Genomic DNA, 22,410 nt, shown 5'->3' on the forward strand with positions numbered 1-22,410 from the left:
GGGGCTCAGGACATGAAACTCGACAGCAGCATCGCCGCGGTGGTCACCGGCGGCGCCTCGGGCCTCGGCGAAGGCACGGCCCGCGCCATCGCCGCCACCGGCGCCAGGGTCGCCCTGTTCGACATGAACGAGGAAAAAGGCGAGGCCGTCGCCAAGGAGATCGGCGGGATCTTCTGCAAGGTCGACGTCACCAGTGATGAAGAGGTCGCCGCCGCCTTCGCCAAGGCCCGCGCCGCCCACGGTCAGGAACGCCTGACCGTCAACTGCGCCGGCATCGCCACCGGCCAGAAGACCGTCAGCCGCAAGCGCGACACCGGCGAGATCCGCGCCCACGACATGGCCTCGTTCGAGCGCACCGTCCGCATCAACCTGTTCGGCACCTTCCGCGTCCTGTCGCAGTCGGCGGCGGGCATGGTGACGCTGGAGCCGCTGGCCGACGGCGAGCGCGGTCTGATCGTCAACACCGCCTCGGTGGCGGCGCAGGACGGCCAGATCGGTCAGGCGGCCTATTCGGCATCCAAGGGGGGCGTCTATGCCATGACCCTGCCGATCGCCCGCGACCTCGCCCAGGAAGGCGTCCGCTGCAACACCATCCTGCCCGGCATCATGTGGACCCCGATGATGGCCGGCATGGACCAGAAGGTTCAAGACAGCCTCGCCGCCGCCATCCCCTTCCCCAGCCGCCTCGGCACCCCCGCCGACTACGCCTCGCTGGTCCTGGAGCTGGCCCGCAACGTCTACATCAATGGCGAATGCATCCGCCTGGATGGCGCCATCAGGCTGGCGCCGCGCTGACGCGCGGCCCTTGGGCGCTATCGCTCATGACGCGGTCATGAGCTGCTTGAGCGCTTTTTTTTCAAGGGGGCTTGCACGGGTCCGGAAGGGTCCGCTATACGCCCCCTCCTCGACACGGAACGGCCTCGCCGTTTCACGGAGTGCGGGCGTAGCTCAGGGGTAGAGCATCACCTTGCCAAGGTGAGGGTCGGGCGTTCGAATCGCCTCGCCCGCTCCAGTCGAAATGCAAAAGGCTCGGTCTTCGGACCGGGCCTTTTTGCTTTTCCGGTTCCTAGATCCGCTTCAGCCGTTTCGCGTGGCCGCCGACCATGTTCAGGGCGACGCGGTCAGGCAGGTGCTTGGCCAGACCGGCCAGCACATTGTTCATGAAGCCGGGCGTCACCTGCGGACGATTGGCCTCGACGGCCTCATAGCCGACCCGGGCCACATGCTCGGCCGTCTGCCACATCCAGGCCGGATAGGCCGAGGAGACCTCCTCCCGCGTTCCGTTGACGTCGTGGAACTCGGTCAGGGTGTAGCCGGGGCACAAGGCGGTGACGTGGACCCCCGTATCCTTCAGCTCCAGGAACAGGCCCTGCGAGGCCTTGATCAGGAAACTCTTGATCGGGCCGTACAGGGTGTCGCCGCCGGTCGCCGGCATCCGCCCGGCCAGAGAGGCGACATTGATGATCCGGCCATAGCTGCGGGCGACCATGTCCGGCGCAAACAGTCGGGCCAGTTCGACCGGGGCCGTCAGCATGACCCGGATCATGGCGGCGTGGTCGGCCGGATCGGTCTGCAGGAAGCCGGCGGTCCGGCTGAAGCCCGCGTTGTTGACCAGGGCGTCAACCATCAGCCCACGCTCAAGGATGGCGTCATACAGGGCGCGCGGCGCGGCGGGGTCAGCCAGATCGGCCGTCAGGACCGTGACGGCGCAACCCGTGCGTCGCAGGTCCTCGGCCAGCGCCTCCAGCGGGCCCGCGCGACGAGCGGTCAGGATCAGGTCCCAGCCTTCGCTCGCATAGACGCGCGCCAGGGCGGCGCCGATGCCCGCCGACGCGCCGGTGATCAGGGCTGTGCGGCGGTTTCCCGGGTTCACGCGCGGATCAGGCCGCGACGGGGCAGGACTTGTGGAGCGCAAAGCCCGCCAGCGAGGCCGGGTTCTCGGCCAGCAGGTCGGCGATGGTGATCTTCGACAGGGCGACGGTCGCCGCCTCGTCCGCCGCCGTCAGGGCCTTGGCCACCTGACGCGGAATGTGCTCGCTGACCGGGCAACCGCGCGCGCCGGCGGGCGTCGAGCCGATGTGGGCGCAGCCGTTCACGGCCTTCAGCACCTCGTCCAGCCGGATGTCCTCGGGCCGGCGCAGCAGCCAGGCCCCGCCGGACGCGCCGGGGCGGGTGGCGATCAGTCCCGCCTTGGCCAGCAGGGCGGTGACGCGGCGAACCACGACGGGGTTGGTCGGCACCGAGGCGGCCAGAACCGCGCTCGGCGCGGCCTCTGCCGGCGAGTAGGCGCCCTTGTGGGCCAGATAGGCCAGCGAGTGGGCGGCGACGGGGAAGCGTTGACTGTCTGACATGTGCGCTCTCTTCAACCCCAAGATAGGCGTTCCGGGTGCGTTTCACAAACAGACGCAACCTTCGCACCTGCAGCACGATTGAAACACCTGCTGAAAGAGCCTAAAGGCTCGCCGCTCTTTGATGGGGCCGCGCCGAGCGGAGCCCCGGAGGAACTTCATGGCCGGGGCCTCTCCCCAAGGTGAAGACGGCGCGAACGGCGCCGGCGACCTGTCCCCCTCTTCCCAGACCGCCAACCCTGCTCCCGCCGCCCCCGGCGCGGAAGGGCATGGCCATGGCCATGCGGTCGGCAAGGCGGGCAAGGCCGGCCTGATCCTCGGCGCCATCGGCGTCGTCTTCGGCGACATCGGCACCAGCCCGCTCTACGCCCTGCGTGAAGCCATCGACCACGCCCGCGGCGGCGTCGGCGGCGATCTGGCCGTGGTCGGCGTGGTCTCGCTGGCCTTCTGGGCGCTGATGGTGGTGGTGACGTTCAAATACGTCTTCTTCCTCATGCGCGCGGACAACAAGGGCGAAGGGGGCACCCTGGCCCTGATGGCCCTGGCCCAGAACGCCATCGGCCGCCGCTCGGCCTTGATCTTCATCCTCGGCGTCTGCGGCGCCGCCCTGTTCTACGGCGACGGCATCATCACGCCCGCCATCTCGGTCCTGTCGGCCATCGAGGGCGTCAAGGAAGCGCCGGGGGTCGGCGGAAGCCTCGATCCCTTCATCGTCCCCGTCTCGGCGGGCATCCTGATCGCCCTGTTCATGGTGCAGGCGCGCGGCACGGCGGGTCTGGCCAAATGGTTCGGCCCGATCACCGCCGTCTGGTTCCTGTGCCTGGGCGTGCTGGGCCTGATCCACATCTTCGACGACATCTCGATCCTGCGCGCCCTGTCGCCCCACTACGGCGTGGAACTGCTGATCAAGGACGGCTTCCTGGGCTTCATCATTCTGGGCAGCGTCTTCCTGGCCGTGACCGGGGCCGAGGCCCTGTATGCGGACATGGGCCATTTCGGGAAATCGCCGATCCGCGCGGGCTGGATGTTCTTCGTCCTGCCCTGCCTGACCCTGAACTATCTCGGTCAGGGCGCCCTGATCCTCGACAACCCCGCCGCCTCCGAGAACCCGTTCTGGAGCATGGTGCCGCAGGCCATCTACTGGCCGATGCTGGCGCTGGCGACCGCCGCCACCGTCATCGCCTCGCAGGCCGTCATCACCGGCGCCTTCTCGGTGACCCAGCAGGCGGTCCAACTGGGCCTGCTGCCGCGCATCCAGATTCTCAACACCTCCGAGAGCCAGGCCGGCCAGATCTATGTCCCGGCGGTCAACAGCCTGCTGATGATCGGCGTGCTGGTGCTGCTGGTCGTCTTCCAGAGCTCGCATAACCTGACCGCCGCCTATGGCGTGGCCGTCACCGGCACCATGCTGGTCAACACCCTGATGGCCTATTCGGTCATCACCAAGAAGTGGAAATGGCCGATGTGGGCGGTGCTCGCCACCCTCATCCCGTTCGGCTTCATCGACACCGTCTTCCTGACCTCCAACCTGCTGAAGATCCCGGACGGCGCCTGGATGCCGCTGGTGCTGGGCGCGGCCCTGGTGCTGCTGATGTGGACCTGGGTGCGCGGCACCCAGATCCTGACCGCCAAGACCCGCAAGGACAGCCTGCCGCTGATCGACCTGATCGAGATGCTGCGCGCCCGCCCGCCGCACCGCGCCCCGGGCACGGCCATCTTCCTGACCAGCGACCCGGACATCGCGCCCGTCGCCCTGATGCACAATCTCAAGCACAACAAGGTGCTGCACGAGAAGAACGTCATCCTGACCGTCCGCACCACCGACCGGCCGCGGGTCAACCCGGCCGACCGAGTGTCGATCGAGCCGATCTCGGACGACTTCAAGAAGCTGGTCATCTCCTACGGCTTCATGGAACAGCCCAATGTGCCCAAGGCGCTGGGCGTGTGCCGCAAGCAGGGGCTGAAGTTCGATATCATGTCGACCAGCTTCTTCCTGGGTCGCCGCTCGGTCATCGCCTCCTCCACCGAAGGCATGCCCCTGTGGCAGGATCGGCTGTTCATCTTCCTGATGCGCAACGCCGCCAACCCGACCGACTTCTTCCACATTCCTCCCGGCCGCGTGGTCGAACTGGGCACGCAGGTTTCCGTATGACCGATCGCAACGGCGCAGGCCGCAACTCCGCAGCCCGGGGTCGCCGGATGGCCGATAAGGCCCGCGGTCCGCGTCCCCCGCGCGTCGAGGCTCCGCGCGACGAAGCCGCCGACATCGGCATCGAGGCCCGCATCGCCGCCGGCATCTTGCTGAACGCCGCGCTGGAGGGCCGGGGCGGTCTGGATTCCGCCCTCACCTTCCGCGAGGTCGCCTCTCTGGAAGGGCCGGACCGGGCCTTCGCCCGCGCCGTGGCCATGGCCGCCCTGCGCCGTCTGGGCGAGATCGACCAGATCCTCGACCGCCGCCTGAACAAGGCCCCGCCGCTGGCCGTCCGCACCATCCTGCGCATCGCCCTGGCCCAGACCCTGGTGCTGGAGACGCCCGCCTTCGCCGCCGTCTCGACCGCCGTGAAACTGGCCGAGCGCGACCCCAAGACCCGGCCCTACAAGAATCTGGTCAACGCCGTGCTGCGCGGAGTCGGCCGTGACGGCCCCGGCCTGACCACCGCCGAGAGCAACCTGCCCGACTGGCTGGCCGCCCGCTGGAAGGCGACCTGGGGCGAGCAGGGCCTGATCGCCCTGGCCCTCGCCGCCCGCGAGGAGCCGCCGACCGATCTCAGCCTCAAGCCCGGCACAGACGCCGCCGCCCTGGTCGCCGAACTCGACGGCGAGGTCCTGCCCGGCGGAACGGTGCGTACCGGTCGCCGCGGCGACGTGGCCGGCTGGCCCGGCTTCGAGGAGGGCGGCTGGTGGGTCCAGGACGCCGCCGCCGCCGTCCCCGCCCGCCTGCTGGCCCCCAAGGCCGGAGAGTCGGTCATCGACCTGTGCGCCGCGCCCGGCGGCAAGACGCTGCAGCTGGCCGCTTCGGGCGCGACGGTGGTGGCGCTGGACCGGTCCGAAAACCGCCTGAAGCGCCTGCACGCCAATCTGGAGCGCACCGGCCTGTCCGCCGAGGTCGTCGCCCTGCCTGCCGAGGACTGGGAGGACGACCGCACCTTCGACGCCGTCCTGCTGGACGCCCCCTGCACCGCCACCGGCACCTTCCGCCGCAATCCGGAAGTCCTGCGCGCCACCAAGCCCGCCGACGTCGCCAAGCTGGCCGACGTTCAGCACCGCCTGCTCGACGTCGCCGCCGGGCGCGTGAAGCCGGGCGGCCGTCTGGTCTATTGCGTCTGCTCGATGGAGCGCGAAGAGGGCGAGACCCAGATCATCGCCTTCCTGCGCCGCAACCCGGCCTTCAGGACCGCCCCGGCGATCCCGGGCGAGATCGGCGCCCCGGACGAGGCCCTGACGCCCGAAGGCTGGCTGCGCATCCTGCCGTCCATGTGGACGGAGAAGGGCGGCGTCGACGGCTTCTTCGTCGCGCGGCTGGATCGCGTCTCCTAGGCGAGGTCCATCACCACATAGCTGGGCGTGATGCGCGGTCTGAAGCCCAGCGTCTCGTAGAAGGCGATGGTCGCCGCATGCCCGATGCGGGCGTGCAGGAAGGCCTTGTCTCCACGATCCAGAATCCGCTGCCCCACCGCCCGCATCAGGGCGCCCGCATGGCCATGGCCGCGATGATCCGGGTGGGTGCAGACGCCGCTGACCTCGGTGAAGCCGTCCAGGGTCATCCGCTCGCCCGCCATGGCGACCAGCACGCCCTGGCGGCGGATGCCGATGAACGAGCCGAGCCGATGGGTCTTCGAGAAGAAGGGCCCCGGCTGGGTCAGGGTCGCCAGCGCCAGCATCTCCGGCCCGTCGGCGTCGGTCAGGAGCTCGAACGCGACCGACTTGCCGCCCCCGCTGATCGCGGTCGCCGTCATCTGCAGGCAGTCGATACGATCAACCTCCACCAGCCCCGCCGGCACGACCGCGTCCGCCTCGAACAGGGCCAGCCGGCCCGTGGATCGGGCCAGGACGACCCAGTCCGCCGCCGTCGCCGACGGCCCGGCCGCGGCGAACAGGGCATGGTCCGGATCGAACCGGATCACATCGCCCTCGCGGATCGACAGCGCCGCCTGACGGCTGGTCAGGGCGTTATGGACGGCTTGGTCGAGCGGGTGCGCCCCGTGGCTCACCGCGTGGCGACCGGCGGCACGATGATTGCGCTGGACTGGGGGGAGACGATCACGCTCAGCGTCCCTGCCCGCTCGAACGTCACCGACACCGGGACGCCGCGAGGGAAGTCGTCGGTCGACAACGCAAGGGTCGCCCGCACCAGAATCCGGCCGCCGGGCGGGATCGCGAGGGGATCGCTCTGGACGGCTCGCCGCATGTCCTCGTCATAGACCACGACCTCGGACGTCACGGACCCGGCCTCCGGAGAGGACACGCCGACCAGTCGATCCGGCGCCTTGCCCGGGTTGAAGACGATGGCGTGGAAGCTGCCTGTGAAACCGCCCCGGGTGCGTTCGATGACCATGCCGCTGTCGCCCAGACGAAGATCGCCCGTCGTCTGGACCTGAACCAGCGCCGGCGGCGTCGACAGGCTCAACAGCAGTTCGATCATGGTCAGCCGCCCCAGAAGCCGATGATCTTCTTCACCTCGGCCACCACGGGATCCGCGATGGTCGACGCCCGCTCGGCGCCGTCCTTCAGAACCTTGTCGATCTCGGCGGTGTCGGCCATCAGGCGGCGCATCTCGGCCGTGACCGGAGCCATCGAAGCCACGGCCAGCTCGGCCAGCGCCGGCTTGAACTGGCCGAAGCCCTTGCCACCCCACTCGCGCAGGACCTGTTCCTTCGTCTCATCCGCCAGGGCGGCGTAGATGGTGACTAGGTTCTTCGCTTCGGGCCGGTCATTCAGGCCGTCGACGTCCTCGGGCAGATTGCCGGGATCGGTCTTGGCCTTGCGGATCTTGGCGACGATGGTGTCGGCGTCGTCGGTCAGGTTGATGCGCGAGGCGTCCGAGGGATCGGACTTGGACATCTTGGCCGCCCCGTCGCGCAGGCTCATCACGCGCGGCGCCGGGCCCTGGGTCAGGGGGTCCGGCAGGGGGAAGAAGCCGGGCACGCCGAAGTCGTTGTTGAACTTGGCGGCGATGTCGCGGGTCAGCTCAAGGTGCTGCTTCTGGTCCTCGCCCGTCGGCACCTCGGTGGCCTTGTAGAGCAGGATGTCCGCCGCCTGCAGCACCGGATAGGTGTAGAGGCCGACCGACGAGCGTTCCTTGTGCTTGCCGGACTTCTCCTTGAACTGGGTCATCCGGTCCAGCCAGCCGAGGCGGGCGACGCAGTTGAACATCCAGGCCAGTTCGGTGTGGGCGCGCACCGCCGACTGCGGGAAGATCACCGACTTGGCCGGGTCCAGCCCCGAGGCCAGATAGGCGGCGGCGATCTCGCGCGTCTGGGCGGTCAGCAGGGCCGGATCCTGCCAGACGGTGATGGCGTGCAGGTCGGCGACGAACAGGAAGCAGGGCGCGCCCGTGTCCTGCAGCTGGGTGAAACGCTTCAGGGCGCCGAGGTAGTTGCCCAGATGCAGGGCGCCGGAGGCCTGGATGCCGGACAGGATGCGGCGCGGGCCATCATACGCCGGAACGGGCGACGGGGCGGACGCCGGAGCAGTCGGGGCCGGGTTGGAATCGGTCATGGTCGGATACTCGGGAGGAAATCTGGATCAGGCGCGCGGCCGCGCGCACGGCAAGGTGCTGGAACGGTTCAGCGGCGCCATCGACGGGCGGCGAAGGTCGATCCGGAAATCGTCATGCCTTCGCGCTTATCGCCTCGCTGACGGTCAGTCCAGACCGGAGGAGATGGACCCGCCCGGCTCGCGACGCAGCACGGCCTTCAGTTCACGAAGGCTGACCGCCCGGAACAGCAGCAGGCAGGCGCCGTAGAGCGCCGCGCCCACGCCGGCCACGACCAGCACGGCGACCTCCTTGGCGAGGAAGATGCGGCTCAGGATCTCATAGCCGATCCCCGCCGCCAGCAGGGCCGCGGCCATCACGCCGCTGGCCAGAAGCACCCGCGAAAAGCGCGAGACGAAGGCGGTCGAGGCATGCCAGGCCTTCTCGCGGATCAATGTCCCGCCCAGCAGGGCCACGTTCAGCCAGGCCGACAGGCTGGTCGCGACGGCGAGGCCGAGCACGCCGTCATGGCCGTTGGCCGACAGCCAGAAGAACAGGGCGGAGCCGACCACCACGGTGAAGACCACCGCCGAGACGGCGAAGATCATGGGCCGGCGCGTGTCCTCGCGGGCGAAGAAGGGCGGGGTCAGCACCTTGGCCAGCACGAAGGCCGGCACGCCCCAGGCGAACTGACGCAGGACATCGGCGGTGCGGGCGGCGTCGGCGCTTGTGAAGGCGCCGCGGGTCACGGTCGCGTCGATGATGAAGAAGGGAATGACGAACAGGGCCACCGCCGCCGGCAGGGTGAAGGCCATGGCCAGGGTGATGCCGTCATCCAGCGTCTTGCGGCCGCCCTCATGGTCGCCCTGCACGAAGGCGCGGGTCAGGCGCGGCACCAGCGCCAGGCCGATGGCGACCCCGACCAGACCGAGCGGCAGCTGGTACAGGCGGTCTGCGTTATAGAGCACCGAGCGGGCGCCCTCGTCCGTGCCGGTCAGGACCTGGCTGACCACCGAGTTGATCTGCATGGCCCCGCCCGCCAGCGCGCCCGGCACGGCCAGCGCCAGCGCCCGCTTCACGTTCGGCGTCAGGCGCGGCACGCCCAGTTTCAGGGTCACGCCCAGACGGCGCACGCCCCACCACAGCAGCCCGGCCTGGATCAGGCCCGAAACCGTCACCGCCGCCGCCGCGGCCAGCAGGGTGGTCGGCTGGCTGATCGGCATCACGCTCGGCGCCAGCAGGGGCACGAGGGTGCAGATGTTCAGAAAGACCGGCACCGCCGCGGACAGGGCGAACCGGCCGCCGGTGTTCAGCACTCCCGACAGCAGGGAGGCGATGGTCATGCAGGCGAGGTAAGGCATGGCCAGCTGCGTGGCGATCACCGCGGTCCGCATCACCGCCGCGTCGTCGCGCCAGGCCGACAGCAGCCAGGGCATGATCCACGGCATCAGGATCTGCAGGACGATGCAGAAGGCCGCCACCACGGCGAACATGAAGCTGAGCGCCTCGGAGGCGGTTACGGCCGCCGCCTCGTCGCCCTCCCGCGCCCTGACCCCGCCGTAGACCGGCACGAAGGCCTGGGCGAAGGCCCCCTCGGCGAACAGGCGGCGGAACAGGTTGGGCAACATCAGGCAGGTCGCCCAGACGTCCATCATCGGCCCCTGCCCGAACCGCGCCGACAGGGCCAGATCGCGGGCGAAGCCCAGAATACGGCTCCCCAGCGTCAGGGTCGCTTGCACCAGGGTGTTACGGGCGAGGCTCATGGGGAACTCGAAGGGGCGTGAGCCCGTGGATTAGCGCGCTTCCGGGCGGGGCGATACGGGCCGTTTCCGTCCGAACTCGGACACGTCGCGCAGGCTGGCGCGGACGGGCGCGGACACCGACCGGCCATTGGCGTCGCGACGATCCAGAACCGCCTCCAGCGCCGCCCTCAGACGCTCCAGCTTCGGCCCGGCCTTCGGGCGTTTCCCGTTCGCGTCTGTGACGTAGAAACTGTCCACCGCCCGCTCGCCGAAGCCCGCGATATGGGCCGAGCGGATCGACAGGCCGTGATCGGCCAGAACCCGCGATAGCTCGGCCAGCAGGCCCGGACGGTCCGCCCCCGACAGTTCGATCACCGCCGCATCAGGACTTTCGTCCAGATCGATCAGGGCGACGGGCCGCACGTCGAAGGCCGCGCGACGAGGATTGGGCGGGGGCTCCGGCGGCGTCCCGACGCCCTTGCCGCGCGCCGCGGCCTCCAGCGCCGACACCAGCCGGGTCAGCCGACGCGGCTCGGCCTGGCCATAGGGCGCGCCCGATCCGTCCTGCAGTTCGAACACGTCCAGCGCCGTGCCGTCCTCAGCCGTCGCCACCCGGGCGCCGACCACGTCCGCGCCGCCCGCCGCCAGCGCCGCCGCCAGATCGGCGAACAGGCCCGGCCTGTCCTTCGCCGCCACCGCGATCCGCGCCGCCGCCAGCGGCGTCTCGCCCTCATCCGTCTCACGCCCGGTCACCACGCTGGCCGCCGCGCCCGACCGGGCCGCCCGCGTCACCAGATCGGGGAAGTCCGCCAGCGGATCGGCCCGGGTCACATCCTCGCCCCGAAAGACCGCCTCGGTGCGCTGATACAGGTCGCGCATCAGCTGGCCCTTCCAGCCGTTCCACACCCCCGGCCCCACCGCCCGCACATCCGCCACCGTCAGCACCAGCAGGGTCCGCAGCCGCTCCGGATCCCCGACCAGTCCGGCGAAGGCCCGCACCGTCGCCGGATCGGACACGTCGCGCTTCTGGGCGTAGTCGCTGAGCGCCAGATGGTTGCGCACCAGCCAGACGACGAACTCGATCCGGCGCGGATCCAGCCCCAGCCGGTCGCAGGCCCGGCGCGCGGCGAAGGCGCCGTCCTCCAGCTGCCCCCGGTCCCCGCCCTTGCCCACGTCGTGCAGCAGCATGGCCAGCATCAGGGCTTCGAAATCATCGATCCGGTGGACGATCTCGGTCGCCGTCGGGTGGTCGGCCTTCAGCTTGCCGCGCCAGATATCGTTGATGATGCCGATGGCCTGCAGGGTGTGCTCGTCCACCGTGAAGGCATGGTACATGTTGAACTGGGTCTGGCCGACGATCCGCCCCCATTCGGGCAGGAACCGGCCCAGCAGACCCGTTTCGTTCATCAGCGTCAGCACGCGATAGGGCCGCTGGCCGGTCAGGATGTCGAGGAAGGCCCGCGTCGCCTCCGCATCCCGCCGCAGCGAAGGAGTCACCAGCGACAACGACCGCGTCACCGCCGAGAAGGCGTCCGGATGCAGGTCCAGATCATGCTCGTCCGCCGTGCGGAACAGGATCAGCAGCTTGGTCGGATCGTCCGAGAACACCTCCGGCCCGGTCACCGACAACCGCCCCGCCACCTCGACAAAGCCCTCGACGCCGAGGTTCTTCTTCCGGCCGGGGATCAGGCGCGACAGGCTCATCGCCCGCTTCTGGTGGCGCGCCTCCAGCTTGGCCGAGGTCGCCCGCGTCAGGGCCCCGACGTCGCGGGCGACAAGGAAGTAGCGGCGCATGAACCGCTCGACGGCCGGTTCATCCCCCCGCCCCTGCCAACCCATGCGGCGCGCCACCTCCGGCTGCAGGTCGAAGGTCAGCTTCTCCTCGGCGCGGCCCGCCAGCAGATGCAGATGCGCCCGCGTGCGCCACAGGAAGTCGAACGATTCCTCGAATGTCCGCCGTTCGCGCGAAGTCAGCAGATCGTCCATCACCCGGGCGCCCAGCAGACTGTCCGGGGCCAGTGAGCGGGCAATCCAGAACAGGGTGTTCAGATCGCGCAGCCCGCCCTTGCCGTCCTTCACATTGGGCTCGACCCGGTAACGGACCGCGCCGGTCTTCTGATGGCGGACGTTCCGTTCCTCCAGCTTGGCGGCGATGAAGGGACGCGGGTCGGCCTTCAGGACAAAGGCCTGGAAGCGGGCGATGAAGTCGTCCGACAGCGCCCGGTCGCCCACCAGCGGACGGGCCTCCAGCAGGGCGGTGCGGACGGTCATGTCGGTCTTCGCCAGCGACAGGCTCTCGTCCACCGAGCGGGCCGCCTGCCCGACCTTCACGCCCAGATCCCACAGGACATAGAGCATGAACTCGATCACCTGCTCGGAGCGCGGGATCGACTTCCACGGGCGAAGGAACAGCAGGTCCAGATCCGAAAACGGCGCCAACACGCCCCGGCCATAGCCACCCACGGCGATCAGGCTCAGACGCTCGGCCTCGGTCGGATTGGGCGCCGGATACAGCACCTCCGTGGTGAACCGCCACAGGGCGGTCAGCATGTCGTCGGCGGCGTCGGAATAGAGGCGCGCCACCTCGACCCCCTCGCCGCCGGCCTCCAGCCGCCGCGCCGCCCTGGCCCGGCCCGCGTCCCAGCTTTCGCGCAGGATCGCGGCCACGGCCTTGCGCACGTCCGACGCCCCGGCCGCCTCCGCCAGCCGCGCGTCGAGGGTGTCGGTCACCGACCCACCGTCCCCTTCGCCAGTCCCTTGAGGCGATACAGGGCCTCCAGCGCCTCGCGCGGGGTCAGCTCATCCGGCTCGATGCCCTGCAGGGCGTCGTCGACGGCCGAGGACCGGACCGGCTCCGGCGCGGGCGGTTCACTGACCGCGAACAGCGGCAGGTCGTTCAGATTGGCGCCGGCGGCCTTGTCGCTTTCCAGCCGGTCCAGCACCTCGCGCGCCCGGGCCACCACCGGTCCCGGCACTCCCGCCAGCCGCGCCACCTGCACCCCGTAGGAACGGTCGGCGGCGCCGGGCGCCGCCTCGTGGAGGAAGATCAGCTCCCCATTCCACTCCTTGGCCTTCATGGACAGGTTGCAGACGTGGGCCAGCCGCGTCTCGAGGCTGGCCAGCTCGTGGTAGTGGGTGGCGAACAGGGTGCGCGCGCGGTTGCGGTCGTGCAGGGCCTCCGCTGTCGCCCAGGCGATGGCCAGACCGTCGTAGGTGGCGGTGCCGCGGCCGATCTCGTCCAGCACAACGAAAGAGCGGTCCGTGGCCTGGGTCAGGATGGCGGCGGTCTCGACCATTTCCATCATGAAGGTGGAACGCCCGCGGGCCAGATCGTCTCCCGCCCCGACACGGGAAAACAGCCGGTCGACCACGCCCAACCGCATCGCCTTGGCGGGCACGAAGGCGCCGGCCTGGGCCAGCACCACCAGCAGGGCGTTCTGGCGCAGGAAGGTCGACTTGCCGGCCATGTTCGGCCCGGTGACGATGCTCAGGCGCGCGCAGCCCTGACCGGCGCCGTCCAGCTTGCAGTCGTTCGGCGTATAGGGATCGCCCGCCGCCTTCACCGCCGCCTCGACCACCGGGTGACGTCCGGCGGTGATCTCGAAGCAGAGGGTGTCATCGACCGAAGGCCGGACCGCGCCCACCTCCTCGGCCCACTCCGCCAGCGCCCCGTGGGCGTCCAGCTCGGCCAGCGCCTCGGCCACGGCCTGCAGCGGCTGCGACAGGGACTGCACCGTGCGCCGCCAGATCTCGAACGTCTCGCCCTCGATGGCCAGGGCCCGGTGACCGGCCTGGCTGATCTTGGCGTCCAGCTCCGACAGTTCGACCGTGGTGAAGCGGACCTGGTTGGCCAGGGTCTGGCGGTGGATGAAGGGGCTGTCCTCCGTCGGGCGCAGCAGGGGCTCGGCGGCCTTGGCGCTGGTCTCGAGGAAATAGCCCAGCACGGCGTTGTGCTTGATCTTGAAGGCCACGCCGGACTCGGCGACGGCGCGCGCCTCCAGATCGGCCACGACCCGGCGGCTGTCGTCGCGCAGGCGACGGGCCTCGTCCAGTTCGGGGCGGAAGTCGGGGTTCACGAAGCCGCCGTCGCGCGCCAGATGCGGCGGCTCGGCGACCAGACCCTCGGCCAGATCGACCAGCAGCCGACCCAGATCGGGCGACAGGGTCATCCGGTCGACACAGGCGGCGATGCGCGGCGGCGGTCCGGTCAGGGGATCGGCGACCGGCGGGAACAGGCCCGCGATGCCCTCGGCGATGGACAGGCCGTTGCGGATGGCGGCCAGATCGCGCGGTCCGCCCCGGCCCAGCGCCAGTCGCGAAACAGCGCGCGCCACGTCCGACGACGCCTTCAGCCCGTCGCGAACATCCCGGCGCAGGTCGCGCCGCTCCAGCAGCCATTCGACCGCATCCAGTCCGTGATTGATGGAGATGGTGTCCCGCAGCGGCCGGGCGATCCGTTCGGCCAGTGCGCGCGCCCCGCCCGATGTCACGGTCCGGTCGATACAGGCCAGCAGGGAGCCGTCGCGTTCGCCGCGCTGGGTGCGGTCGATCTCCAGGCTGAGCCGGGTCGCCGGATCGATGGCCAGGAAGCCGGTATCGCCCGAGCGGCGCGGCGGCGTCAGGGCCGGGATCTTGCCGGCCTGCGTCGTCTCCAGATAGGCGGCGATCAGGCCCAGGGCCGAGACCTCGGCCTCTTCAAACGCGCCGAAGCCGTCCAGCGAGGCGACGCCATACAGCCGCTCCACCCGCACCTTGGCCCCGACCGGCTCGGCCAGAGCCTGCGGCAGGGCCTGCACCACCCCGCCCGAACTGTTCAGCGCGTCTTTCGTGTCCTCGTCCGAGAACAGCCGGTCCGGGACCAGAACCTCCGACGGTCGGAACGAGGCCAGGGTTGCGCCGAGGTCTTCCAGCGGACAGGCGACCACATCGACCAGTCCTCCGGCCAGCTCGACCACCGCCACCGCCGCCCGCCCCTTGCGCACCGCCACGGCGGCCAGCCGGTTGGCGCCGCGCGCATCCAGCAGGCTGTCCTCGGTCAGGGTGCCCGGCGTGACCACCCGCACCACGCCGCGATGCACCACCGCCTTGCCGCCGCGCTTCTTGGCCTCGGCGGGGTCTTCCAGCTGTTCGCAGATCGCCGCCTTGAACCCCTGCCGGATCAGCCGCGCCAGATAGCCGTCCAGCGCATGCACCGGCACGCCGGCCATCGGGATATCCTCGCCCTGATGCTTGCCCCGCTTGGTCAGGGTGATGCCCAGCGCCGCCGCCGCGATCTCGGCGTCCCTGAAGAACAGCTCGTAGAAGTCGCCCATCCGGAAGAAGAGGATGGCGTCCGGCTGCCCGGCCTTGGCCGTCAGATACTGCGCCATGAAGGGCGTCGCGCCCTCCAGCGAGGGAACGGCGTCGGTTTGCGGCGGGTGGGCGAGGGGAGCGTTCATGCGTGGCGTCAGGGTGACGGATCAGGGCCGTCCTCTCAAGCGTGATCCGCCCGTCTTGCACAAGCATCGCCGCACTGCGACAAGCCGCACCGGCGGTTAAGGGAACGCGGTCAGACACCGCGGCTGTGCCCGCAACTGTAGGCGGCGAGTTCGCTGTCCGTCCGGGGCTCGCCCCGGCGCCACTGGTCCCCGGGCCGGGAAGGCGAGGGCTTCGAGTTTTGACCCGCAAGCCAGGAGACCTGGCCGCCACCGTCGCTCGCTCCTGTCCGGGACCAGACAGCAGCGCGGGACTTCCGTCGCAGCGACCCGATCTTGCGCCGTCCGGACCATTCAGGCCCGGCGGATCGGCTCGCTCATGATGGCCCCACGCGCGTCTTCGCGGGGCCGAAGGGGTTCCCGCTCAATGAAGCGCTCCATTCTCCTGTCCACGGCGGCCCTGACCGCCGCCCTCGCCGCCCCGGCCTTCGCCCAATCGGCGAATGAGCTGGAAGAAGTGGTGGTCACCGCCACCCGCATCCCGGCCATCGTCAGCGATACGCCCGGCGCCCGCGTCATCGACAGCGCCGCCATTGAACAGCGCGGCGCCGTCTTCGCCGCCGACATCCTCAGCGACGTGCCCGGCTTGTCGGTCACGCGTTCGGGCGCCTATGGGGGCGTGGCCCAGGTCCGCATGCGTGGCGCGACGCCCGGCAAGACCCTGGTGCTGGTCGACGGCGCACCCGTGAACGACGCGGCCGAGCCGAACGGCGCCTATGATTTCTCAGGCTTCGATCTGGGGGATGTCGAGCGCATCGAAATCCTGTCGGGTCCGCAGTCCTCGCTGTGGGGCTCGGACGCCATCGGCGGCGTGATCGCCTTCACCACCCGCGAGATCAACGGCGTCCGCGCCGAGGCCGAGGCCGGCAGCTTCGACACCGCGCGCGGTCGCTTGGCCGTCGGCACGGCCAATGAGACCTGGGCGCTGGGCGGCTATGTCTCGCGCTTCACCACCGACGGCATCTCCGTCGCGGATGAAGCGAACGGCAATCCGGAAGCCGACGGGTTCGACAACACCACGGTCGGCGTGCGCGGCCGCTATGCCGTCTCTCCGGCGGTGAAGCTGGACGGTTCGGCCCGCTGGTCGCGCAGTGAGGCCGACCTCGATAACGGCTTCCCCATCTCCGACAACGCCGACCGGTCGGAGTCCGAACAGTGGTCCGGCGTCCTCCGCGCCACCGTCGATGCGCTGGGTCTGGAACATCAGTTCAGCGTCTCGGGCTCGAACATCGAGCGCGAGACCTTCAGCGCCTTCGGCTCGGTCTTCGAGGCCGACCGTCAGGCCTATCGCTGGCAGGCCAATGGCGAGACGGGCGCGACCACCTACGCCTTCGGCGCCGAGCGGGAGGAAAGCCAGGGCAGCCTGTCGACGGGCGCCGACGTCAGCCTTGAGAACACCGCGGCCTTCGCCACCGGCCGCTATCAGGTCACGGAGGCCCTGAGCGTCACCGGCGGCCTGCGCTTCGACGATACGGACTTCGGCTCCAAGACCACCGGCCGCGTCTCGGCGGCGTGGGACTTCGGCCCGGGCTTCACCTTGTCGGGCGCCTACGGCACCGGCTTCAAGGCGCCGTCCGTCAGCCAGGCCGCCTGCGACTACTGCTACGGGCTGGCCGTCTTCCCGGTCCTGTCGCCGGAAACGGCGGAAGGTTATGAGGCGGCGCTGGGCTGGCGCGCACTCGACGGCCGGATCGAAGGCCGGGCGACGGTCTATCGTCTGGACATCGAAAACCAGATCACGCCCTTCAGCGCGGCCGACTTCTCGTCCTACTATTATGTCAATCTGGCCAGAACCCGGACCGAGGGCGTCGAACTGGAAGGCCAGATGGTGCTGACCAACGGCTTCGATCTGAGCCTCGCCTGGGCCTGGACGGACGCCCGCGACGACACCACCGGCGCCCGGCTGCTGCGCGTGCCGGAACAGTCGGGTTCGGCCACCCTCGGCTGGACGGGCGACCGCCTGTCCGGCGCCCTGACCGTCCGCGCCGAAAGCGATCAGGACGACTCGGGCGGGGTGCGCGACGGCTTCATCACCGCCAACGTCAACGCGGCCTATGAACTGACCGACAACGTCACTCTGACGGCGCGCGTCGAGAACCTGGCGGACGAGCACTACCAGCAGGTGCTGGGCTACGGCGAGCCGGGTCGCTCCGGCTACGTCGGGATCAGGCTGCGCTACTGATCCGGGCGCGAAGCCCGGCCGCCCCGGCGGCCGGGTGCTCGAGCTGCAGCTTCTCCCAGTCCAGGGCCGGCGCCGGCGCATGTGCGGCGGCCAGGACGGCGCGAATCTCGGCGGCGGAGGCCGCGCTGGCGATGACCGCCGAGACCTGCGGCAGGCTGAGCGTATAGGCCAGGGTCGCCTGCATCGGATCCACCCGGGCCTCGGCCAGACGGCGGCGGATGCGCGACAGCTGCGGCGCGTGATGCGCCATTTCCGGCGGCAGGGCGTCGCCGCTCATGAACAGCAGGCCGCCCGCGAAGACCGACGACCCATGCAGATCGACGCCCAGCGAGGCGATCTCGTCCAGCACGCCGGTGCGATGCACCCGCTGGTCCAGCAGGCTGCAGGGCAGTTGCACCACGTCCGGCTGGAAGCGGCGGGCCAGCAGCGCCGGGCCGTCCTCGACGGTGGCGCAGAAGCCGATGCGGCGGAACAGGCCGCGATCCTTCAGCGCCTGCATCCGGTCCCACAGGGCGCGGCCCTCGGCGCCGACCAGATCGGACGCCCGCGAGGCCAGAAGCGTATCGCCGCGCGGCAGGCCCATCCGTTCCAGCGAACGGCGGGCGCGCGCCTCGACGCGATCGACGCCCTCCTCGATGGAGACGGTGCGGACGGTCACGCGGAAGGGCGAGGGGAAAGGCCAGGCCTGCCCCAGCAGGCGTTCGCCGTCTCCATCCGGGCGGGTCGCCACGACCGTCACGCCGGCGTCGGCGGCGGTCTGCAGCAGGAAGCGCAGCGCGTCCTCGCGCGCACCGGCGGGCGCGGGTGTGGCGCGTTCAGGCTGGTGCACGACGGCGAGCGCCAGCTTTTCGACCGGGGACGGGGCGCGGTTGGGGATCACGACCCTACCTTGCGCGCGAATGCTTAAGGCCCCCCTTCCGAGACATTGACCGAATCTTACCCGCCGAACGCCGATCCGCGCATTTTCATTAGTCCAATCTGAAGGATAACTCCTTTCCCCGCCGACTGCGGGCTGCGAGGAAATCGCACACAATCCACAGGAGAATTCGGCGACGGATGATCGGGGAATGGGAAGACATCGCCGTGCGACAGGGAATAATCCTCCCCGGACGCCCCCTGCCCCAATCCCGCCCTTGCATCACAGGGCGTCAGGCCCTTTAAGCGCGCCAAATGCAAGGAACGCCTCCCCGCGTTCGTCGAAGGATCATGCCCATGTCGTCCGACGCCTCCAAGAAGCCCGTCAAGAAGGTCGTGCTCGCCTACTCCGGCGGCCTGGACACCTCGATCATCCTGAAATGGCTGCAGACCGAATATAACGCCGAGGTCATCACCTTCACCGCCGACCTGGGTCAGGGCGAGGAACTGGCCCCGGCGCGCGAGAAGGCGCTGAAGATGGGCATCAAGCCCGAGAACATCTTCATCGACGACCTGCGCGAGGAGTTCGTCCGCGACTTTGTCTTCCCGATGTTCCGCGCCAACGCCCTGTACGAGGGCCAGTACCTGCTCGGCACCTCGATCGCCCGTCCGCTGATCGCCAAGCGCCAGATCGAGATCGCCCGCCAGCTCGGCGCCGACGCCGTCTGTCACGGCGCCACCGGCAAGGGCAATGATCAGGTTCGCTTCGAGCTGGGCTACTATGGTCTGGAGCCCGACATCCGCGTGATCGCGCCCTGGCGTGAATGGGAGTTCAAGTCGCGCGAGGCCCTGCTCGACTTCGCCGAGCGGCACCAGATCCCGATCGCCAAGGACAAGCGCGGCGAGGCCCCCTTCTCGGTCGACGCCAACCTGCTGCACTCGTCGTCGGAAGGTAAGGTTCTGGAAGACCCGGCGGTCGAGGCCCCCGAGTTCGTCCACCAGCGCACCATCTCGCCCGAAGACGCGCCGGATCAGGCCACCGTCATCACCATCGGCTTCGAGAAGGGCGACGCCGTCTCGATCAACGGCGAGGCCATGAGCCCGGCGACGCTGCTGACCGCTCTGAACCAGTACGGCCACGACAACGGCATCGGCCGTCTGGATCTGGTCGAGAACCGCTTCGTCGGCATGAAGTCGCGCGGCGTCTATGAGACCCCGGGCGGGACCATCCTGCTGGCGGCCCACCGCGGCATCGAGTCGATCACGCTGGACCGCGGCGCCATGCACCTGAAGGACGAACTGGCGGTGAAGTACGCCCACCTCGTCTACAACGGCTTCTGGTTCTCGCCCGAGCGCGAGATGCTCCAGGCCGCCATCGACTACTCGCAGCAGAAGGTGTCCGGCACGGTCCGGGTCAAGCTCTACAAGGGCAACGCCACGGTCATCGGCCGCGAGAGCGAGCAGAGCCTGTACGACCAGGATCTGGTGACCTTCGAGGAAGGCGTCCAGGCCTACGACCACCACGACGCCGAGGGCTTCATCAAGCTGAACGCCCTGCGCCTGCGCGTGCTGGGCAAGCGTAACGCGCGCGGCTAGGCTTCCTCCCTGTTCAACGGGGGGGAACCGATGCAGATCACGGGAAAACTGGCCGTCGTCGCGGTCACGCTGGCGCTTGCCGGCGGCGCGACCGCGGCGGTCGCGCAGGACCGGCCGCCGGCTACAGCCGCCGCGGAGGCGACGCTGGCGCAGGCCATCGCCCTTAAGATCCGCGAGATGGCGGGCGAAATGGACGCCGCCTACCGCGGCGCCCGCGGCGACCGGGACCGTGCGCAACGCGACATGGAAGCCGTCGCCGCCCGGTATCAGCCGCTCTTCGACGCCCACGCGGCGACCCTGCGGGATCTATTGGCGCCGAACATCGCGGCGGCGACGGACGAGGCTGAACGCGAACGCATGCTTGCCGGCGCGCAGCAGGCGGAAGCGAGCCTTCGGGAACTGCCCGCCAGGATGCCCGCGCTCATGTTCGACACCCAGGCGCGGGTGGACCGGGCCAGCCGGGAAGCCGCCATCGCCGGAGCCTTGGCCGGCGTCTTCATGGCGCGCTGACTTAGTCCGGATTTGGCGGGAGGGGCTGGGGCCGGTAGGGTTGGCGTCCCCCCTGGCCTGCAAGAGCTCTGCCGATGTCCATCCGTCTCATCCTCGCCGCCTCGGCGCTGCTGGTTTCCGCTCCCGCCGCCCTGGCCCAGGAAGCCCCCGCCGCCCCGCCCGTGGCCCCGGCTCCCGTCGATCCCGCCGAAGCCGCCTTCCAGCTTCGCGCCCAGGCCTTCCAGACCGAGTTCCGGACCATGGCCCAGGAGATGGACGCCGTGGTCAAGGCCGGCGGCGATCAGGCGCGCGTGAACAGCGATCTGGACGCCATCGAGGCCCGCTACCAGCCGAAAATGCAGGCCTTCGTCGATGAACTGACCGTCTTCCTTCAAGCGCAGGCGGCCAAGGAAACGGACGCGGAAGAGAAGGCTGAAATGCTCCAGACCATTCCGGTCGCGACCCAACAGATCCTGGGCCTGCCGGCCATGATCCGCAGCCAGATCGTTGCGGCCGCAGCCGCAGCCGCGGCTGAAGCTCCCGCCTCTGCCGAATAGGGCTTGGCGCGCACAACGGCCGCTCCTGGCCGCCTTACCGCGATTTCACTTGAGAACGCCCGGCGTTGGGCGGACCTTCCGGTCCTGCCCTTCGCTGGAGCCGTTCGATGATCAAGGCCCTCTCCCTCGCCGCCGCCCTCACCGTCCTGCCGATCACGGCGGCGGTCGCGGCCGACCCGCAAACCACCGCGTCCGATGCGTCCAGCGATGCGGCCGAAGCCGCCATCGAGGCCGCCGCCGAACGGCTGGAGACCCGCATGGAGGCCTTCGGCGAACGCGCCGACGCCATCTCGGACGACGACGCCCTGTCCGAGACCGAGAAGAAGACCCGGATCGCCGCCCTCTGGGCCGAGTATGAGCCGGACGTCACCGCCTTCACCGCCATCGTCACCGAACACGCGGGCGCCATCGCCGGCGCGGCGCTGGCCGACGTGGACATCGGCGGCATCATCGAGGAGGCCATGGCCGGGGTGAATGAATCCGGCGTCCTTCACGCCGCGACCGGCGTCGCCGCCAACGGCGCCTGGGCCTCGAACGATCCCGAGCACATGGCCACCTACGGCCTGGTCGCCGAATACGCCTTGGGCGAGGCGCTGGATTCGATCGACGAGGTCACCGGCGGCGAGATCGACGTTTCGCTCGAGGACGCCGAGGCGGGCACCGTCGCGGTGGCCGTGGCGACCCCCGCCCCCACGCCGTCCCCGGCGCGCGCCGACTGACAGCTTGACCGCGGGCCACGCCGGTCCGACAGGATCGGCGCATGGACCTTCCCGTCGATCCGCATCTCTACGCCACCTTCCTGGGGGTGATGGCCGTGATGGCGGTCACGCCCGGACCGGCCAACGTCTTCTCGGTCGCCAACGGGGTCCAGCGCGGCAAGGCCGGGGCCATGGCCGGCGTGGTCGGGATGAACGCCGCCACCCTGGTCTGGTTCGGCGCGGCCGCCCTGGGTCTCGGCGCGCTCGTCTCGGCCTTCCCCGAGGTCTTTCGCTTCATCTCCATCGCCGGCGCCCTCTATGTCGCCTGGCTGGGATACCGGGCCCTGCGCGGCGCCTTCGCGACGGCGGCCGATCCTGACGCCCCGACCGTGAAGATGGGCCGCAGCGCCCTGATCGACGGCTTCATGGTCCAGATCGCCAACCCCAAGGCCATCCTGTTCTTTACGGCGGTCCTGCCGCCCTTCATCGACGTCAACCGGCCCGCCGCGCCTCAGTTGGCCCTGTTCGCGGTCGCCGCCATCGGCATGGACGTGGTCAGCATGTCCGCCTACGGTCTGGGCGGGGCGGCCTTGTCCAGGCGCATGTCCGAACCCAGATTTCGAAAGGGCTTCGCCCTTCTGACCGGCGTTCTCCTGATCGCTGCCGCCGTGCTTATTCTTTCGCGTTTATAACGGCTTGCCGACATTGGAACCGGCGCCGTTCATGTCCCGTTCAGCCGAGAAGGCGCTAAGTAGGCGCATCAAGGAGCATCCC

General features: G+C 69.8%; 18 protein-coding genes, 1 tRNA gene and 1 riboswitch. Of the genes, 10 read left to right on the forward strand and 9 right to left on the reverse strand.

The window, feature by feature from the left end; translation table 11 throughout:
• The first annotated feature begins 12 nt into the window (after positions 1-12).
• Both ACFQQC_RS03425 and ACFQQC_RS03430 read left to right on the forward strand, forming a co-directional pair.
• Positions 13-795 carry an SDR family NAD(P)-dependent oxidoreductase gene (locus ACFQQC_RS03425; protein WP_376859703.1) on the forward strand — a complete coding sequence of 261 codons (783 nt, stop codon included), beginning with the start codon at positions 13-15 and terminating at the stop codon, positions 793-795.
• 142 nt (positions 796-937) lie between these two features.
• Positions 938-1,012 (forward strand) — tRNA-Gly (locus ACFQQC_RS03430).
• A gap of 54 nt (positions 1,013-1,066) precedes the next feature.
• Here ACFQQC_RS03430 and ACFQQC_RS03435 read toward each other — a convergent pair.
• A complete protein-coding gene (locus ACFQQC_RS03435; RefSeq protein WP_376859705.1) occupies positions 1,067-1,873 on the reverse strand; it encodes an SDR family NAD(P)-dependent oxidoreductase in 807 nt (268 codons plus the stop codon).
• Between the two features lie 7 nt (positions 1,874-1,880).
• The gene (locus ACFQQC_RS03440; protein WP_376859707.1) at positions 1,881-2,351 is read right to left on the reverse strand and encodes an Rrf2 family transcriptional regulator; all 471 of its coding nucleotides are present in this window, start codon (positions 2,349-2,351) and stop codon (positions 1,881-1,883) included.
• Positions 2,352-2,508: 157 nt separating this feature from the next.
• Between ACFQQC_RS03440 and ACFQQC_RS03445 the strand changes: the two genes are divergently transcribed.
• Positions 2,509-4,500 (forward strand): potassium transporter Kup, encoded by a 1,992-nt coding sequence (locus tag ACFQQC_RS03445; RefSeq protein WP_376859709.1) that lies wholly within the window; start codon positions 2,509-2,511, stop codon positions 4,498-4,500.
• A 47-nt stretch (positions 4,501-4,547) separates the two neighbouring features.
• Positions 4,548-5,885, forward strand: coding sequence for an RsmB/NOP family class I SAM-dependent RNA methyltransferase (locus ACFQQC_RS03450; RefSeq protein ID WP_376859711.1), 1,338 nt, complete (start codon positions 4,548-4,550; stop codon positions 5,883-5,885).
• On the opposite strand, the gene ACFQQC_RS03455 is transcribed toward ACFQQC_RS03450, so the two are convergent.
• From ACFQQC_RS03455 to mutS, 6 genes are all read right to left on the reverse strand, one after another.
• The gene (locus tag ACFQQC_RS03455) at positions 5,882-6,559 is read right to left on the reverse strand and encodes a GNAT family N-acetyltransferase (protein ID WP_376859713.1); all 678 of its coding nucleotides are present in this window, start codon (positions 6,557-6,559) and stop codon (positions 5,882-5,884) included. The genes ACFQQC_RS03450 and ACFQQC_RS03455 overlap by 4 nt on opposite strands.
• Positions 6,556-6,990, reverse strand: coding sequence for a hypothetical protein (locus ACFQQC_RS03460; RefSeq protein WP_376859715.1), 435 nt, complete (start codon positions 6,988-6,990; stop codon positions 6,556-6,558). The genes ACFQQC_RS03455 and ACFQQC_RS03460 overlap by 4 nt, the downstream gene beginning before the upstream one ends.
• Before the next feature lie 2 nt (positions 6,991-6,992).
• Positions 6,993-8,066: a tryptophan--tRNA ligase gene (gene trpS / locus ACFQQC_RS03465; protein WP_376859717.1), complete on the reverse strand. Its 1,074-nt coding sequence runs from the start codon at positions 8,064-8,066 to the stop codon at positions 6,993-6,995.
• Positions 8,067-8,210: 144 nt separating this feature from the next.
• Positions 8,211-9,806 (reverse strand): murein biosynthesis integral membrane protein MurJ, encoded by a 1,596-nt coding sequence (murJ, locus tag ACFQQC_RS03470; RefSeq protein WP_376859718.1) that lies wholly within the window; start codon positions 9,804-9,806, stop codon positions 8,211-8,213.
• Positions 9,807-9,836: 30 nt separating this feature from the next.
• Entirely contained in the window at positions 9,837-12,515 is a 2,679-nt protein-coding gene (gene glnD / locus ACFQQC_RS03475; RefSeq protein ID WP_376859720.1) for a [protein-PII] uridylyltransferase, read from the reverse strand.
• The gene (gene mutS, locus ACFQQC_RS03480) at positions 12,512-15,223 is read right to left on the reverse strand and encodes a DNA mismatch repair protein MutS (RefSeq protein WP_376859722.1); all 2,712 of its coding nucleotides are present in this window, start codon (positions 15,221-15,223) and stop codon (positions 12,512-12,514) included. Before mutS ends, glnD begins: the two co-directional genes overlap by 4 nt.
• Positions 15,224-15,321: 98 nt before the next feature.
• Positions 15,322-15,464: riboswitch (cobalamin riboswitch) on the forward strand.
• Positions 15,465-15,626: 162 nt separating this feature from the next.
• Between mutS and ACFQQC_RS03485 the strand changes: the two genes are divergently transcribed.
• On the forward strand, positions 15,627-17,441 hold the full coding sequence (locus ACFQQC_RS03485) for a TonB-dependent receptor plug domain-containing protein (protein WP_376859724.1): 1,815 nt from the start codon (positions 15,627-15,629) through the stop codon (positions 17,439-17,441).
• On the opposite strand, the gene ACFQQC_RS03490 is transcribed toward ACFQQC_RS03485, so the two are convergent.
• On the reverse strand, positions 17,425-18,321 hold the full coding sequence (locus ACFQQC_RS03490) for an aldo/keto reductase (protein ID WP_376859726.1): 897 nt from the start codon (positions 18,319-18,321) through the stop codon (positions 17,425-17,427). The two genes, ACFQQC_RS03485 and ACFQQC_RS03490, sit on opposite strands and share 17 nt — an antisense overlap.
• Positions 18,322-18,653: 332 nt before the next feature.
• Here ACFQQC_RS03490 and ACFQQC_RS03495 point away from each other — a divergent pair, with 332 nt between their 5' ends.
• From ACFQQC_RS03495 to ACFQQC_RS03515, 5 genes are all read left to right on the forward strand, one after another.
• Positions 18,654-19,892 (forward strand): argininosuccinate synthase, encoded by a 1,239-nt coding sequence (locus ACFQQC_RS03495; RefSeq protein ID WP_376859728.1) that lies wholly within the window; start codon positions 18,654-18,656, stop codon positions 19,890-19,892.
• A gap of 30 nt (positions 19,893-19,922) precedes the next feature.
• On the forward strand, positions 19,923-20,402 hold the full coding sequence (locus tag ACFQQC_RS03500) for a hypothetical protein (RefSeq protein ID WP_376859730.1): 480 nt from the start codon (positions 19,923-19,925) through the stop codon (positions 20,400-20,402).
• Positions 20,403-20,476: 74 nt separating this feature from the next.
• Positions 20,477-20,938 carry a translation initiation factor IF-2 gene (locus ACFQQC_RS03505; RefSeq protein ID WP_376859731.1) on the forward strand — a complete coding sequence of 154 codons (462 nt, stop codon included), beginning with the start codon at positions 20,477-20,479 and terminating at the stop codon, positions 20,936-20,938.
• Positions 20,939-21,045: 107 nt separating this feature from the next.
• Positions 21,046-21,657 (forward strand): hypothetical protein, encoded by a 612-nt coding sequence (locus tag ACFQQC_RS03510; protein WP_376859733.1) that lies wholly within the window; start codon positions 21,046-21,048, stop codon positions 21,655-21,657.
• Between the two features lie 41 nt (positions 21,658-21,698).
• A complete protein-coding gene (locus ACFQQC_RS03515; protein ID WP_376859735.1) occupies positions 21,699-22,328 on the forward strand; it encodes a LysE family translocator in 630 nt (209 codons plus the stop codon).
• Positions 22,329-22,410 lie beyond the last annotated feature (82 nt).

The sequence above is a fragment of the Brevundimonas sp. GCM10030266 genome (assembly GCF_042666595.1).
Classification (GTDB): domain Bacteria; phylum Pseudomonadota; class Alphaproteobacteria; order Caulobacterales; family Caulobacteraceae; genus Brevundimonas.

Excerpts from the sequence above, each read along its gene's own strand:
- ACFQQC_RS03500 (WP_376859730.1), top strand. The coding sequence starts at position 19,923 with ATGCAGATCACGGGAAAACTGGCCGTCGTCGCGGTCACGCTGGCGCTT.
- murJ (WP_376859718.1), bottom strand. The coding sequence starts at position 9,806 with ATGAGCCTCGCCCGTAACACCCTGGTGCAAGCGACCCTGACGCTGGGG.
- ACFQQC_RS03450 (WP_376859711.1), top strand. The coding sequence starts at position 4,548 with ATGGCCGATAAGGCCCGCGGTCCGCGTCCCCCGCGCGTCGAGGCTCCG.
- ACFQQC_RS03445 (WP_376859709.1), top strand. The coding sequence starts at position 2,509 with ATGGCCGGGGCCTCTCCCCAAGGTGAAGACGGCGCGAACGGCGCCGGC.
- ACFQQC_RS03485 (WP_376859724.1), top strand. The coding sequence starts at position 15,627 with ATGAAGCGCTCCATTCTCCTGTCCACGGCGGCCCTGACCGCCGCCCTC.
- ACFQQC_RS03510 (WP_376859733.1), top strand. The coding sequence starts at position 21,046 with ATGATCAAGGCCCTCTCCCTCGCCGCCGCCCTCACCGTCCTGCCGATC.
- ACFQQC_RS03460 (WP_376859715.1), bottom strand. The coding sequence starts at position 6,990 with ATGATCGAACTGCTGTTGAGCCTGTCGACGCCGCCGGCGCTGGTTCAG.
- ACFQQC_RS03440 (WP_376859707.1), bottom strand. The coding sequence starts at position 2,351 with ATGTCAGACAGTCAACGCTTCCCCGTCGCCGCCCACTCGCTGGCCTAT.
- mutS (WP_376859722.1), bottom strand. The coding sequence starts at position 15,223 with ATGAACGCTCCCCTCGCCCACCCGCCGCAAACCGACGCCGTTCCCTCG.
- ACFQQC_RS03515 (WP_376859735.1), top strand. The coding sequence starts at position 21,699 with ATGGACCTTCCCGTCGATCCGCATCTCTACGCCACCTTCCTGGGGGTG.
- trpS (WP_376859717.1), bottom strand. The coding sequence starts at position 8,066 with ATGACCGATTCCAACCCGGCCCCGACTGCTCCGGCGTCCGCCCCGTCG.
- ACFQQC_RS03495 (WP_376859728.1), top strand. The coding sequence starts at position 18,654 with ATGTCGTCCGACGCCTCCAAGAAGCCCGTCAAGAAGGTCGTGCTCGCC.
- ACFQQC_RS03425 (WP_376859703.1), top strand. The coding sequence starts at position 13 with ATGAAACTCGACAGCAGCATCGCCGCGGTGGTCACCGGCGGCGCCTCG.
- ACFQQC_RS03505 (WP_376859731.1), top strand. The coding sequence starts at position 20,477 with ATGTCCATCCGTCTCATCCTCGCCGCCTCGGCGCTGCTGGTTTCCGCT.